Consider the following 14,378-nt stretch of genomic DNA (forward strand, 5'->3'; position numbering starts at 1 on the left):
GCTATGAAAAAATCAAGCTATACCCCCAAAACCAAATTAGGCCAGTTTATGGATGAGCGCTTGCCTGTAATGCGCATGATGCATGATCTAGCCGTCTCTTTTCCTGTACCACGCAATTTGAATTATTTTTACACCTTCGGCGGCATTTTAAGCCTAATGCTCGTTTCGCAAATATTAACCGGCATTGTCATGGCTATGCATTATGTGCCAGATGTGGCTATTGCCTTTGAATCGCGTGAGCGTTTCATGCGTGATGGGCAATTTGGTTGGCTATTTGGTCCTTGGCATGGGGTTGGCGCATCATTTTTCTTTATTGCCGCCTATATCCATCTTGCTCGCGGTCTTTATTATGGTTCGCATAAACGGCCGCGTGAAATTGTTTGGATTTTGGGTGTGCTGATCTATTTTGTGATGATGGCGACTGCCTTTCTTGGCTATGTACTGGTTTGGGGTCAAATGTCGGTTTCAGCTGCAAGCGTCATAACCAATTTTTTCAAAGCAATACCTTTTATTGGAGATTGGCTTTATGAAACCATTTTGGGCGGCTATAGTCTTGGGCAACCAACATTAAACCGTTTTTACGCTTTGCATTATCTTTTTCCGTTTATTTTGCTTTTGTTAGTTGGTCTTCATGTTTGGGCTATCCATGTTGTTGGGCAAAATAACCCGACGGGTGTTGAGGTTCAAAAACCTGATGAAACCGTGCCTTTTACTCCCTTTGCAATGATAAAAGATATTTTTGCGATTAGCGTATTTTTAATATTTTTTGCATGGTTTCTTTTTTATATGCCGGATTATCTTGGCCACCCTGATAATTTTATTGAAGCCGATCCGCTTAAAAGCTCGCCACATATTCAGCCTGAATGGTATTTTTTGCCTTTTTATGCGATGCTACGCGCCATAACTTTTGATTTTGGTCCAATAAACTCAACCCTTGGCGGCGTTTTAGTGTTATTTGGCTCAGTTGGCGTATTAATATTTGTGCCATGGCTTGATCGCTCTAAAATACGCTCATGTCGCTATCGCCCTATTTTCAAATTGTTCTTTTGGCTATTTATTGCTGATGTCATTATGCTTGGCTGGCTTGGTACGCGATCTGTTGAAGATATTTATATTTTATGGGCGCAAATTGGTACTGCCTATTATTTTGTTTTCTTTTTAATTATTATGCCATTTTTACCGCGTTTTGAAAAAACTTTACCGCTTCCAGCCTCTATCACGGCTGATCTTGCTGTGCGTAAAGAACGGGGGAAAAGCCTATGGTAAAATTATCAATCAAGAAAACTATTGCCCTTGCCTTTGCTATTCTTGGCCTATCTCTCAATGCAGCCATAAGTCACAGTTCAGATAATGAGGCTGTCCCCCACTATCCGATAGAGCAACCAGTAAAACAAGAGTGGAGCTTTTCCGGCCCCTTTGGTGTTTATGACAAAAATCAGTTACAACGCGGCTTTAAGGTCTATCAAGAAGTTTGCTCGGTTTGCCATTCTTTAAAATTTGTGTCTTTCCGTCATTTAAAAGGCATTGGTCTTGATGATGAAAAAATTAAAGCATTAGCAGCAGGCTATGAAGTACCTAGCGAACCCGATGAGGAAGGCGAGATTAAAATGCGCCCTGCCCAACCGGTTGATTATTTCCCCAAACCATTCGCCAATGATAAGCTAGCCGCTTTTGCCAATAATGGAGCAGTACCGGCTGATTTATCGTTAATGGCACGGGCAAGATCCATACCTGCCCCCTTCCCCGGCTTTATCGGCGATGTTTTTACCAATTACACCTCCGCCGGTCCTGATTATATTTACGCGCTTCTTACTGGCTATAGCGATGCGCCTAGCGGCCATGAGATTACTGAGGGCACCTATTATAACCCCTATTTTAATGCAAGCGATGCCATCGCCATGTCGCAGCCGCTTTATGATGATAGTGTTGTTTATGAAGATGGCAGCCCACAAACCCTTGATCAATATGCCAAAGATGTTTCAGCTTTTTTGATGTGGGCATCTGACCCGCATATGGAACAACGCAAGAAAACTGGCTTTCGCGTCATTGTTTTTTTAATCATGTTTGCTGGACTTGCCTATTATAGCAAGAGACGTATTTGGGCTGAGAAGAAATAGCATTTTATAGAATTGGATTGCACATTTATAGCTGATCTTGCTAAATTTGATAACTATGCTTTAACTTGATAAAATGCATTCATAAAGAAACATGTCTAAAATTCTAGTTTTAAAAGGCGGAAAACCGTGAGCGATCATCCTTTTGATTTAAATAATGCCAATTTGACTGAAGTTTTGCGCCCTTCCATTCGCGCAATTCGAGACTATCCAAAGCCCGGCGTTGTCTTTCGTGATATTACGACTCTTTTAGGTGATGCCCGTGCCTTTCGCCTTGCTATGGATGCGATGGTTTATCCATTTGTTGGTACAAAAATTGACAAGGTTGCTGGCATTGAAGCCCGTGGCTTTATTATCGGTGGGGCTATGGCTTACCAATTATCGGCGGGTTTTGTACCTATTCGCAAAAAAGGAAAACTTCCCTTTAATAAAGTGCACATCGCCTATAGTCTTGAATATGGTGTTGATGAAATGGAAATGCACCGCGATGCGATACGCCCCGGTGAAAAAGTGGTTTTGGTTGATGATTTAATCGCCACTGGCGGCACAGCCGTTGCAGCCGTACAGTTATTGCACCAATTGGAGGCGGAAGTGGTAGCAGCTTGTTTTGTTATTGATTTACCAGAGCTTGGCGGCGCAGAAAAATTGCGCAATCTTGGTGTTGATGTCTGCACCTTGATGAGCTTTGATGATGCTTAAATCGAAATTAAATAGTCTATCCCTATCAACAGCACAATTCATCTTATAATTTCATTTGCAATTAAACAAAATAAAAATGGCAATAAAGGCTATAGCTTTATTGCCATTAAAATTGACGATGATGTGGTTTACTTTCAATGCAGCATAATTAGCTTACATTGAAGACAACGTCACCATAGTGTTATAAGTAGTTGTAAGCATTTGCAGCGCTTGAGGTACGCCGCCTTTACGACCATCGCCTTTATTTTTAGCCAACACTTCTTGCACAGTGCGTAGGCTGCCAAGTAATTGGCTTGGGAATACTTCAAACCCCATCAATGCGCTTGGATTTTCGGCGGTGTAATCATCCATATCTTTAACTGCAGTGCCATATTTTTCCATTGCAGCATTAAATTCTTTCATATCGACAATCGGTGTCTCATTGCTTGGCAATAAATCCATAACATGATGCGCACGCAACATGACATTTTGCTTATGCCAAGCGTCTTTTTTGCCTTCTTGCTTTTCAATCTGGTCTAAGAGAGCAAGGTCAAGCTTATCCTTTTCAACATTCAATGCCTTTTCAAAATCACTCAAGGTTTGTGTATAAAGAGGATCTAGCTCAGCAATTACCTTGTGATATTCTTTACCGCCAGCCATTTTATCTGACTTATAATCTTGGCGCTCATAATATTTGTAGGCTTTGTTAAGAACAGGCGCTAATTTTTCATAAACCTCGATATAAGCTGCAACAGCTTTATCAAGTTCAGGCATTGCAGGTTCTGCATCAATCTTAGCACGCGCAGACTCGATGAGGCTCTTCACATCATAGGTTGGATAATTACCATAAATATGACGCTCTTTCCCCGTAGGCCCAACTTTCATATCAACCCAACTTTTGTAAAAATTAAGCGATTCATTGGCACGCAAAGTGCGGTTGAGCAACGAAACATAGGCATTTGTTTTGGCAACTGCTGCGCGGTCAACACCCTCACTTGCTTCTTCTTGCGTTTGAGCAAAAACGCTACCGACAAAGCTACAGCTTAATGCGCCAGTAAAACACAAAGCGACAAAAACTTGGCGTATAAATTTCTTCATATTTAGGTCCTATGTTTAATTGTTACTTCAAAAAAAATTTAGATTACGTCAGTTAGTATTAAATATTTTTATAATAAAATATCAATAGAAAATGGTAAGCCATAAAATTTACACACGACTTTATACAAATTGCAAATTTTTATACAACTTCAATACTATTTATATTGATCAGTAATATTATTTATAGCTGTTATAAATTGATCTATCTCACTATTTGTAGTATAGAGTGCAGGTGCAACGCGGATACAATCCCCCTTAACAACACCGCCGCGCCGCACGGTTAAAACTGAAAATTCATCCCGCAATTGCTTAACAATTGCATTATTGTCTTCCTTTGATGTTTTTCCTTTGATGCGAAACGAAGTGATACCACCATAAAGGCGCGGATCATTGGGGGTTAAAATTTCTATGAACTTATTTTCCTGTAAAGCATCGACCCAGCGATTTCGCATCTTTTGCAAATGCGCTTGCTTTTTTACGACACCAATTTTTTTATGAAGATCAACAGCTGTCGGTACAGTTAATATAGTTGCAAAATTCAGCGTGCCGGTGTGAATACGAGATCTGATATTGTCACTTGGCCAATCACCATCGGCAAGATGAGTATCAATTGCATCTAATCGTGAACGACGTATATAAAAAAATCCTACCCCAACCGGGCTACCAATCCATTTATGTAAATTACAGCCAACAAAATCAGCACCAAGATCATCAATATTAAAATCAAGTTGCCCCCATGAGTGAGCAGCATCAACAATGACATCAACATTTTTGGCCCTTGCCATCTCAACGATTTCCCGAACGGGCATAACAAGACCAGTACGATGAGATAAATGGGTTAATAGTAATAGCTTTGCCTTGGGGCTATTTTCCAAAATATTTCTATAGGTATCAAGAATTAACTCATAGCTTGCAGGTTCTGGAATAGCAAAGCGCTTAACACTAACGCCGCGCCTTTGTTGAAGCCAGTTAAAAGCATATTGCATAGAGTCATAATCAAGGTCGCTATAAAGTACTTCATCGCCTGGCTCTAACTTATTATAGCCCGAAATTAAAATTTGCAGCGCTTCGGTAGCACCGCGTGTAAAAGCAATCTCATCAGCACCAACCCCAGCTAATTCTGCAACCGATTGTAATGATGCTTTCATATCTACACCAAAGCTTGAGCGGGCATAGATTGTATTTTGAAAATTAACCCGTTTTGTTTCCTCAATATAGCGTTCAAGCACTGGCTTTGCCATAATGCCCCAATAGGCATTTTCCAAATTGGCAAGTGAACGATCTACATCATAAAGATCAACCCAATCGGGCGCTGAAGACGAGCTACTACTTTCGGGAATATTTGGCTTATTTTGTGCAAGGCTTACCTTTGAAACAAGGCTGCTTGCTAAGGTTGAACCAAGAACTGATCCAATTAAAAATTGCCGTCTTTTTAATGTCATTGCTGCCTCTTTATCTTTCATATTTAAGCCAACTGCAATCAAAAGATGCAAAAAGGCTTAGTGCTATTTGATAAAAGGCAGTGCCATTGTTTTATGTCATTGGCATTAAAGACTTATGACCTTTATTTGACAATACAACACGCCTTTGATTTCATCAAAGGCGTGTTGGTTGAAAGTATTTAAGTATTATGGCGGAACAGCATGACATCGCCGTCCTGTACCACATATTCCTTACCCTCATCACGCGCTTTACCAGCTTCTTTTGCTGGTACTTCACCACCAAGGGTTACATAATCATTAAAGGCAATGGTTTGCGCACGAATGAAGCCGCGTTCAAAATCACTATGGATAACACCAGCTGCTTGCGGTGCTTTGGTACCACGTTTAATTGTCCAAGCACGGGTTTCTTTTGGGCCACAAGTAAAATAGGTGATAAGATCCAGTAGATGATAACCAGCACGGATAAGGCGATCAAGCCCTGGCTCGGTCAAGCCCATAGCATCCAAATATTCACCAGCTTCTTCATCAGGCAATTGGGCAACTTCTGCTTCAATCGCCGCAGAAATAATCACTGATTCCGCTCCTTGCTCCTTAGCCATTTCATCAACGGCTTTTGAAAACTCATTACCTGTCGCCGCATCGCTTTCTGCAACATTGCATACATAAAGCACGGGTTTTGAAGTTAGAAGATTAAGGCCATCAAGAATTGTGCGATCCTCAGCAGCAATACCCTTCAAGAGCAAGCGAACAGGCTTACCCTCTTGTAAAAGCGTTAATGCTTCTTCCATCATAGGCAAAACACTTAATGCTTCTTTATCTTTGCTTGCTGCTTTTTTGCGCATAGCCGCGACACGGCGCTCTAGGCTTTCAAGATCTGAAAGCATTAGTTCTGTTTCAACCGTTGCCGCATCAGATACAGGATCAATACGCCCTTCAACATGGGTAATATCATCATCTTCAAAGCAGCGCAACACATGAACAATCGCATCGACTTCACGAATATTGGCAAGAAACTGGTTGCCAAGACCTTCGCCCTTCGACGCACCGCGCACAAGGCCCGCAATATCTACGAAATTAATCCGTGTTGGAATGATTTCCTTTGAACCAGCAATAGCAGCAATTTGGCGCATCCGTGGATCTGGCACAGCAACTTCGCCAGTGTTTGGCTCAATGGTGCAAAAAGGATAATTGGCGGCTTGAGCCGCTGCTGTTTTGGTTAAAGCATTGAAAAGGGTTGATTTGCCAACATTTGGCAAGCCAACAATACCACATTTGAAACCCATGGTTTGCGCTAATCCTGTTTTTTTGAAAATTATTTCTTGCCTATAGCATATTTTTCAATTTTTACCACCAAGAAAAATTCTAGCTTTTAGGCTTGAAAAAACGACTACGATTTTAAAAAGTTAAAATGATAACGTAAATGATTATCCATAAAGGTTGAAATGAAGAAATATGAATGGTCATAGCCTTCACGCATGTTTAAAGTAAGTGGCATATTCGCCTTTTCACATGCTTCAACCAATAATTTCGGCTTCAAACCTTTTTCAAGAAAGCTATCTTTACTGCCTTGATCGATCAGCAAATTATCGAGCCGCGCGCCATCTTCAATCAAGCATACACTATCATAGCTCCGCCATTTTGCACTGTCCTCACCAAGGTATTTTTTAAAAGCGCCAATAGACCAATCAGAGGTTGACGGGTTAACAATCGGCGCAAAAGCTGAAACCGACTTAAAACGCAAAGGGTTTTTAAGCGCAATCATCATCGCGCCATGGCCACCCATTGAGTGTCCCATAATTGATTGATGATGCATATCAATAGCAAAATTTTCTGCAACGAATGCAGGCAATTCCTCGACAATATAGGAATACATATTATAGTTTTTGGTAAAAGGCGTCTCTAGCGCATCAACATAAAAACCAGCGCCCTTACCAAATTGCCAATTATCAGGTTCATCGGGCACATCATCACCACGCGGACTGGTATCAGGGCAAATTATTGCAACCCCAAGCTCGGCCGCCAGACGCCGATATTCGCCCTTATCCATAACATTTTGGTGGCTGCAGGTAAGCCCTGATAGAAACCATAACAAAGGCACCTTGACTTTAGAATTTTTAGTTTGTGGCGGCATGAATAAAGCAAAAGTCATATCGCAATGATTAACCAAAGACTTATGCCGATAGACGCCTTGAACACCACCAAAGCTAAGGGCTTGTGAAACTATTTCCATCTGGCTTACCTTTTTATATTTTGGGCAATAGAGTTTTTAATAAAGAATAACCGAGCGGATTGATTTTCCTTCATGCATCAGGTCAAAAGCGGTATTAATCTCATCAAGCGGCATGGTATGCGTGATAAGACTGTCAATATCAATCTTGCCTTCCATATACCAATCAACAATCTTTGGCACATCGGTGCGCCCTCTTGCACCACCAAAGGCTGAACCTTTCCACACGCGCCCCGTCACTAATTGGAAAGGACGGGTTGAAATTTCAGCACCTGATGGCGCAACGCCAATAATAATAGCTTCACCCCAGCCGCGATGACAACATTCCAATGCTTGGCGCATAGTATGAACATTGCCGATACACTCAAAAGAAAAATCTGCGCCGCCGCCGGTAATATCTTGAATAGCCTCAACCACCTTATCGCGGCCAACATCATTAGGGTTGATAAAATGCGTCATGCCAAATTTTTTAGCAAGCTCAACTTTTGATGGATTTAAATCAACACCAATAATTTTATCGGCGCCAACCATACGCGCACCTTGAATGACGTTAAGACCAATGCCGCCAAGCCCAAAGACCACAACATTAGCTCCTGGCCAAACCTTGCCTGTATAAACAACAGCGCCAATACCAGTAGTGACGCCGCAACCAATATAACAGATCTTGTCAAAAGGCGCATCTTCGCGCACTTTTGCAACTGCAATTTCTGGCAAAACGGTAAAATTAGAAAAAGTTGAGCACCCCATATAATGAAAAATTTCACCGCCATCACAAGAAAAGCGTGATGTTTCATCAGGCATTAGCCCCAAACCTTGGGTAGAGCGAATTGATGTGCAAAGGTTGGAGCGTTGCGAAAGGCAAGTTTTGCAACCACGACATTCTGGCGTATAAAGTGGAATAACATGATCGCCCACTTTTACCGATGTGACACCCGCACCAATTTCGCGCACAATACCAGCGCCTTCATGACCAAGAATGGCTGGGAACCGCCCTTCAGAATCAAGCCCAGAAAGTGTATAAGCATCCGTATGGCAAACGCCTGTTGCCATAATCTCGACAAGAACCTCACCAGCCTTTGGCCCACCAATTTCAATGGTTTCAATGGTAAGGGGTTTTTTAGCTTCCCAAGCAACTGCCGCACGTGTTTTCATTGTCTACTCCAATTTGATATTTGCGCTTCAGCTTGCACTTTAGATTTGAAGCTGGTGGGGTTACGAATACCTTGTTAAAATGTACCAACCCAATAATTTATAATAATTCAAGATTATGCGATTCCTTAGTCTTATTAAATGCTCTCTTTATAATTTATTTTCCATGCCTAATTTATTCGGCGTTTTTTAGTAGAAAATCCGACCATATTTGATAGCGGCTTTGCTAGTCTCTTGACAAAGGCAAATAGAATACCGTCTATGAACATATTCATGTTAGGGGTTAAGGCAGCCATGTATAGTCAAATTTTTGAACGCGCATCCAATCATTCTCGCCTTTTACGCCTTGTTACTCTTGTCCGCATAAGATGGCTTGCTATCATTTGCCAAACATCTTCAGTGTTGTTTGTTGCCCTTTATTTTGGCTTTCCCCTACCCTTAAGGGCAGCAATGGTGACAATCGCTTTTTCGGCATTGGTCAATATTTTTCTCAATTTTTATTATCCACCCAATCATCGTTTATCTCCAATAGGCACGACCTTATTATTAGGACTTGATATTGCATTATTATCGATTTTATTATTTTTTACTGGCGGTTTGCAGAATCCATTTTCTGTATTGATGATCGCCCCTGCAGCTCTTGCTGCAACTTCTCTTGAAGTGCGCTTTATCGTCTTACTCAACCTTTTTGTCATAGGCTGTGCAACGCTTTTAGCTGTCAAATACTTACCCTTACCTTGGTATCAAGGAACAGCATTAGAATTACCACCATTGTTCATTGTGGGCGTTTGGGCAGCTATCATATCATCATTAACTTTTACCACTTTTTACTCCTTCCGCGTTGCCGAAGAAGCGCGCAAACTTGCCGATGCATTGACGGATACAGAGCTAATTTTATTACAAGAAAAGCACCTTTCAGCTTTAGATGGTATTGCGGCGGCGGCGGCCCATGAGCTTGGCACACCGCTTGCAACCATTCAGCTCGTCGCCAAAGAATTAAGTATTCAATTAAAAAATGATGCAACAGTGCAAGAAGATGTTGCACTACTTATTAGCCAAAGCCAAAGATGCCGTGAAATATTGCAGCGCCTTACTAGCCTCTCGACTGAAACCCCAGATCATTTTGCTGTATTAAAACTTACCTCAGCAATTGAGGAAGCTGTAGCACCACTGCGTGACTTTGACATTGATATTATAGTAACCAATATTGGCTCTAACGATAAGGAGCCTGAAATTGCCCGCAACCCTGGTATTTTATATGGTATTGGCAACTTAGTTGAAAATGCGGTGGATTTTGCCCGCAGCAGAGTTATCATCAATTATAAATGGACTAATAAAGACGTAGAGATCATTATTACCGATGACGGCATGGGCTTTCCACCTCATATTATTGACCGTATTGGCGAGCCATATACCACCAGCCGCGAAACTGATAGCCATGGTGGAGGCCTTGGTCTTGGTTTATTTATTGCCAAAACCTTGCTTGAACGCTCGGGTGCTATGCTTGAATTTAGAAATAATCCAGACTCTGCACTTGGTGCCGAAATCAAAATTTTATGGCCACGATCAGCATTGAGTTGATCGGCTATATGATTGAACCATTTGGATCATCAATGATCGATATTATTGATGATAATATTAAAATGCACAGACTAAAAACATTAATCAACATTTTATAACATTTAAAAGCTTTAACTAAAGCAGTTTTAATTTTAAGGTTTGACACAGAAACAAGTCTTGGCGATAAAGGGGCATAGGCAACAACTTTTTTAGCTTGTGCATAAAACGACACAAGTTTTATTGGGTAAGAGATGGATATAAATATGCGGGAAGACCAAGAAGAAGAAAACTTGGTTGCTGGAAAAACACTCCTCTTAGTAGATGATGATCGTCCTTTTTTACAAAGATTGGCACGAGCCATGGAAGCCCGTGGTTTTATCGTTACCGCAGTTGAAACTGTTCGTGACGCCATTACCATGCTTCACGCCAATGCGGCACCAGATTTTGCAGTTATCGATCTCAAGTTAACTGACGGTAACGGTATGGACGTTATCGAGGAAATGCGCAATTACAGCGCCCAAACACGGGTTATTGTTTTAACCGGCTTTGGCAATATTGCTTCTGCAGTTAATGCAGTTAAACTGGGGGCAATTGATTATTTGGCTAAGCCCGCTGATGCTGATGAAGTTTTTGAAGCCTTGACCCGATTGCCGGGACAAAAGGCAACCATTCCAGAAAATCCAATGTCAGCAGATCGTGTGCGCTGGGAACATATTCAACGGGTTTATGAAATGTGCGACCGCAATGTGTCTGAAACTGCACGCCGCCTTAATATGCATCGGCGGACATTGCAGCGTATTTTAGCCAAACATGCACCCAAATAGGCAAATAAATTAAAACATAATAAAGCGGATAATACTATTCAAAAACCATTATCCGCTTTATTTGAAACTAATTGCGTAAAAAAGCATAGTATCTTTAGCATGCAGTAAAAGGCACTTTTACCTTTCATTAAAACTACATAATTATGCAAGTGGTAATTGTTTTCCCAAAGAATATAATTAATTTCTGGATTGATGAGTAAGTTTGGCACAGCTTCATATATGAGATTGGCCGATGTCGCGAAACTATTTGCCCCATCATAATTTAACTGCAAATTACAAGACGTTTTTCATCAATCTGATATACACAGATCCTCTATATCGACCATTTGCCCCCAATCGCTATAAATTCTTTCATTAAGGCAATAAATACTAATAAAAAATTCTCCATCAATGATGCATGGTTGATAGGAATTATCAATACGATAATGATTACTTCAGATTTATAGCCAACTAGTAACCAAAGGGATAATTTATCACTGGCATTTAAATTGACACGGACACTACCAGCCAAATCCTTATAATATGCTTCATGGCCTGCAACAGCCAATAAGCCGCGCCAACCCTACTGATATTTTACGCTACCAGAATAAAGGGCATATAATCCTTTATCTTGCTATCAAGTGTGTAAGGCTTAAGATTATTTAATGCCGAAGCCAAGACCTAAAGAAAATAGAGTTAAAACTGCCATAATAAAGGGCAGAAGGCTTTAATATTTTACTTCATAAAAACTCTCCTACCTTTTAGACCAATGCTTGCGCTTTCGGGTTAATCGCCACTAGCGCGTTTAAGAAACCCCGATCCTCATCTTCTTGATTATTAGGTGTTGTCAAAAGTTTCTCGCCATAAAAAAGCGAATTTGCACCAGCAAGAAAACACAAGATTTGTGCCTCTTTATTAAGTAACGAGCGACCTGCCGCTAGACGAATGACAGACTTTGGCATAATGATCCGCGCCGTTGCAATCATGCGAATATGCTCAAGCGAATCCACTGTTTTTTGATTTTGCAAAGGCGTGCCGATAATAGGCACTAAAGCATTTATCGGCACGCTTTCAGGGTGCGGATAAAGCCGCGCTAATACTTGCAACATCGAAGAGCGATCTTTTATAGTTTCCCCAAGACCAATAATCCCACCGCAGCAAAGTTCAATTTGTTCATCACGTAAATATTGTAAGGTTTTCAAACGGTCGTCAAATGTTCTGGTGGTAATAATATTGCTATAAAATTGCGGACTTGTATCAATATTATGATTATAAGCAGTAAGGCCGGCCTGTTTCAATTTTTTTGCTTGATGGGGCTTTAACATACCAAGCGTGACGCACGCCTCCATGCCCAAATGCCGAATGCCTCGCACCATTTCAAGCACCGCGTCAAATTCAGGACCATCTTTGACTTGCCGCCAAGCTGCCGCTAAGCAAAATCGCGATGCGCCTGCTTGTTTGGCTAACAGTGCGAGCTCTATTACTTTTTGTGGCTGCATTAGCTTATCACGAGTAAGTTCGGTTTCCTTGTGATGTGCAGATTGCGAACAATAAGCGCAATTTTCAGGACAACCGCCGGTTTTAATCGACAAAAGGCTAGCCATCTGTATTTCGGCCTTTGGATGATATTGGCGGTGTACATCATTTGCCTTACTCAAAAGCTCCAGTAAAGGCAGGCAATAAAGTGCTTCAATTTCTGCTATTGTCCAATCATAGCGCAAACTTGCAGTATAGTTGCTCATTTGCTTCGCACCTTAATATTTTTTACACCATACCAAAGTCCAATAGCCAAAGTAAGCTTTAAAAAATCACTCAAAACAAAAGGAAATACACCAACATATAGCAATTGGTTAGCTGGCACATAAAGAGAAAGCCATAAGGTGCCCAAAAAATAGATAACCAATAATAGTGCAATTGCACCTAATATGACTTTGTATAGGGACAAGTTACGCATATAGCCGATAAGCGTACCAGCAATAACAAAACCAATAAGATAACCACCGCTTGGACCAAGAATATAGGCAAGACCTAGCCCTCGCTCCGGTGAATTGGCAAAGACTGGAAATCCAGCTGCACCAATAGTTAAAAATGCCATTAATGTCAAAAATGCATAACGCCCACCCCCTAACAAACCCAATGAAAAGACGACAGCCACCTGCATAGACATTGGAATTGGCCAAAATGGAATTTGAATTTTTGACGAAATAATAAGTGCCGCCAAACCAGCAACAAAAGCCACAACATGTTTAAGGCTAATTTGGGTGAGCGATAGTGTAGAAAGCGCTGTTTTCATTTCAATCTCAATTTTATCTATAATTTCTCATGATTCTCACTTACATCTTACACTTATCAGATAAATTAAATCAATATAGTATATTTATTTTAATTTTATCTATAATTTTATTCATCGTAAAAAAATGGCGGAATGAGTTTTCATTCCGCCACGTCAAGTTATTATTTATAAAGATAAAATTAATTAGTTTTCATCAACCTTACGATCATTCAATGGTTGAATAGGACGATTATTATGATGCTTTAAGATTTTAGCTAAAGCTTCAACCTGGTCTTTTCCTATTGTTTTAGTATCTTTAAGCACGATCCAAGTTACACCTTCACTGCAAGGAGGTGTTGTTAAAGAACCATCGAAATGATAATAATGTTCCGTATTTGGGATCATATCATCCAAATCAATTTCTTCACCAACATCAACCGTTTTGTCGTGTTCTTCAGGAATGCTAGAGAGAATTTGTTTAAATGATTTACTTTCTTCACCTTCATTGAACATTACGGCTAGAACAAGCAATTTACCTTCTTTCGTAGCATGCACAAAATGTGCTTCCAATGGGAAGGAACGCTTCAAAATTGTATTTTCACTTGGTACGTGGAAATGGAATTGCTTAAGGAAGTATTTTTCACCCTTGAAAGTCAAATAATCATCAGCATTTTTTGGGGAAACTTGAATTGTATGACCATTATTTACCAACTCATCAGCAGTAATTTCATAATGGATCTTAATTGGACTTTTTTCGCTACTTTCATGAATTTCTTGAATATCAATCGGCGACTGATTTTTACCAATCTTACATTGTGCGTATTCTGGCGCCAAATCACCCCAATATTCAGGTCCCTCGGCTCCTTCATAGCCCCAATGCACGCCAGCAGAAGCTACACAAACCAATGAGAGAGAGAAAACACTAGAAAGAATGAGAGTTTTAATTTTTTTCATAATAACGCCCTTATGCATATAAATATGAATTTGAATTTTTACATCACACCAAAATGCTAATTATTTCAGATAAGATGTTTA

Annotated in this window: 14 protein-coding genes; 5 read left to right on the plus strand and 9 right to left on the minus strand. The window is 40.5% G+C overall.

The window, feature by feature from the left end:
• Nucleotides 1–3: 3 nt before the first annotated feature.
• From N6A79_RS10115 to N6A79_RS10125, 3 genes are all read left to right on the plus strand, one after another.
• Nucleotides 4–1,266: a cytochrome b gene (locus N6A79_RS10115; protein WP_268545844.1), complete on the plus strand. Its 1,263-nt coding sequence runs from the start codon at nt 4–6 to the stop codon at nt 1,264–1,266.
• Entirely contained in the window at nt 1,260–2,117 is an 858-nt protein-coding gene (locus N6A79_RS10120; protein WP_268545845.1) for a cytochrome c1, read from the plus strand. Before N6A79_RS10115 ends, N6A79_RS10120 begins: the two co-directional genes overlap by 7 nt.
• A 126-nt stretch (nt 2,118–2,243) precedes the next feature.
• A complete protein-coding gene (locus N6A79_RS10125; protein ID WP_182417515.1) occupies nt 2,244–2,813 on the plus strand; it encodes an adenine phosphoribosyltransferase in 570 nt (189 codons plus the stop codon).
• Nucleotides 2,814–2,966: 153 nt separating this feature from the next.
• On the opposite strand, the gene N6A79_RS10130 is transcribed toward N6A79_RS10125, so the two are convergent.
• The 5 genes from N6A79_RS10130 to N6A79_RS10150 form a co-directional block, all read right to left on the minus strand.
• Nucleotides 2,967–3,890 carry a YiiG family protein gene (locus N6A79_RS10130; protein WP_268545846.1) on the minus strand — a complete coding sequence of 308 codons (924 nt, stop codon included), beginning with the start codon at nt 3,888–3,890 and terminating at the stop codon, nt 2,967–2,969.
• Nucleotides 3,891–4,045: 155 nt separating this feature from the next.
• A complete protein-coding gene (locus N6A79_RS10135) occupies nt 4,046–5,353 on the minus strand; it encodes an aminotransferase class V-fold PLP-dependent enzyme (protein WP_268545848.1) in 1,308 nt (435 codons plus the stop codon).
• Between the two features lie 158 nt (nt 5,354–5,511).
• Nucleotides 5,512–6,615: a redox-regulated ATPase YchF gene (gene ychF, locus N6A79_RS10140; RefSeq protein ID WP_268545849.1), complete on the minus strand. Its 1,104-nt coding sequence runs from the start codon at nt 6,613–6,615 to the stop codon at nt 5,512–5,514.
• A 104-nt stretch (nt 6,616–6,719) separates the two neighbouring features.
• Nucleotides 6,720–7,562 carry an S-formylglutathione hydrolase gene (gene fghA, locus N6A79_RS10145; protein WP_268545850.1) on the minus strand — a complete coding sequence of 281 codons (843 nt, stop codon included), beginning with the start codon at nt 7,560–7,562 and terminating at the stop codon, nt 6,720–6,722.
• Between the two features lie 36 nt (nt 7,563–7,598).
• On the minus strand, nt 7,599–8,711 hold the full coding sequence (locus N6A79_RS10150; RefSeq protein ID WP_268545851.1) for an S-(hydroxymethyl)glutathione dehydrogenase/class III alcohol dehydrogenase: 1,113 nt from the start codon (nt 8,709–8,711) through the stop codon (nt 7,599–7,601).
• A 291-nt stretch (nt 8,712–9,002) separates the two neighbouring features.
• On the opposite strand from N6A79_RS10150, the gene N6A79_RS10155 reads away from it, so the two are divergent.
• Together N6A79_RS10155 and N6A79_RS10160 are read left to right on the plus strand one after the other, a co-directional pair.
• On the plus strand, nt 9,003–10,289 hold the full coding sequence (locus tag N6A79_RS10155; protein WP_182417520.1) for an ActS/PrrB/RegB family redox-sensitive histidine kinase: 1,287 nt from the start codon (nt 9,003–9,005) through the stop codon (nt 10,287–10,289).
• Nucleotides 10,290–10,531: 242 nt separating this feature from the next.
• Nucleotides 10,532–11,092: an ActR/PrrA/RegA family redox response regulator transcription factor gene (locus N6A79_RS10160; protein ID WP_268545852.1), complete on the plus strand. Its 561-nt coding sequence runs from the start codon at nt 10,532–10,534 to the stop codon at nt 11,090–11,092.
• 313 nt (nt 11,093–11,405) lie between these two features.
• On the opposite strand, the gene N6A79_RS10165 is transcribed toward N6A79_RS10160, so the two are convergent.
• From N6A79_RS10165 to N6A79_RS10180, 4 genes are all read right to left on the minus strand, one after another.
• Complete coding sequence (locus tag N6A79_RS10165) at nt 11,406–11,639, minus strand: hypothetical protein (protein ID WP_268545853.1); 234 nt, start codon at nt 11,637–11,639, stop codon at nt 11,406–11,408.
• Between the two features lie 193 nt (nt 11,640–11,832).
• Nucleotides 11,833–12,813, minus strand: coding sequence for a biotin synthase BioB (gene bioB / locus N6A79_RS10170; protein ID WP_268545854.1), 981 nt, complete (start codon nt 12,811–12,813; stop codon nt 11,833–11,835).
• Nucleotides 12,810–13,364: a biotin transporter BioY gene (locus tag N6A79_RS10175; protein ID WP_182417523.1), complete on the minus strand. Its 555-nt coding sequence runs from the start codon at nt 13,362–13,364 to the stop codon at nt 12,810–12,812. Before N6A79_RS10175 ends, bioB begins: the two co-directional genes overlap by 4 nt.
• Before the next feature lie 183 nt (nt 13,365–13,547).
• Nucleotides 13,548–14,297 carry a carbonic anhydrase gene (locus N6A79_RS10180; RefSeq protein ID WP_268545855.1) on the minus strand — a complete coding sequence of 250 codons (750 nt, stop codon included), beginning with the start codon at nt 14,295–14,297 and terminating at the stop codon, nt 13,548–13,550.
• Nucleotides 14,298–14,378 lie beyond the last annotated feature (81 nt).

Source organism: Bartonella sp. HY761 (assembly GCF_026743145.1).
In the GTDB taxonomy this organism is placed as follows: domain Bacteria; phylum Pseudomonadota; class Alphaproteobacteria; order Rhizobiales; family Rhizobiaceae; genus HY038.

Coding starts and splice junctions, on each gene's coding strand:
- N6A79_RS10115 (WP_268545844.1), top strand. CDS start 4: ATGAAAAAATCAAGCTATACCCCCAAAACCAAATTAGGCCAGTTTATG.
- N6A79_RS10120 (WP_268545845.1), top strand. CDS start 1,260: ATGGTAAAATTATCAATCAAGAAAACTATTGCCCTTGCCTTTGCTATT.
- N6A79_RS10130 (WP_268545846.1), bottom strand. CDS start 3,890: ATGAAGAAATTTATACGCCAAGTTTTTGTCGCTTTGTGTTTTACTGGC.
- N6A79_RS10135 (WP_268545848.1), bottom strand. CDS start 5,353: ATGAAAGATAAAGAGGCAGCAATGACATTAAAAAGACGGCAATTTTTA.
- ychF (WP_268545849.1), bottom strand. CDS start 6,615: ATGGGTTTCAAATGTGGTATTGTTGGCTTGCCAAATGTTGGCAAATCA.
- fghA (WP_268545850.1), bottom strand. CDS start 7,562: ATGGAAATAGTTTCACAAGCCCTTAGCTTTGGTGGTGTTCAAGGCGTC.
- N6A79_RS10150 (WP_268545851.1), bottom strand. CDS start 8,711: ATGAAAACACGTGCGGCAGTTGCTTGGGAAGCTAAAAAACCCCTTACC.
- N6A79_RS10155 (WP_182417520.1), top strand. CDS start 9,003: ATGTATAGTCAAATTTTTGAACGCGCATCCAATCATTCTCGCCTTTTA.
- N6A79_RS10160 (WP_268545852.1), top strand. CDS start 10,532: ATGCGGGAAGACCAAGAAGAAGAAAACTTGGTTGCTGGAAAAACACTC.
- bioB (WP_268545854.1), bottom strand. CDS start 12,813: ATGAGCAACTATACTGCAAGTTTGCGCTATGATTGGACAATAGCAGAA.
- N6A79_RS10175 (WP_182417523.1), bottom strand. CDS start 13,364: ATGAAAACAGCGCTTTCTACACTATCGCTCACCCAAATTAGCCTTAAA.
- N6A79_RS10180 (WP_268545855.1), bottom strand. CDS start 14,297: ATGAAAAAAATTAAAACTCTCATTCTTTCTAGTGTTTTCTCTCTCTCA.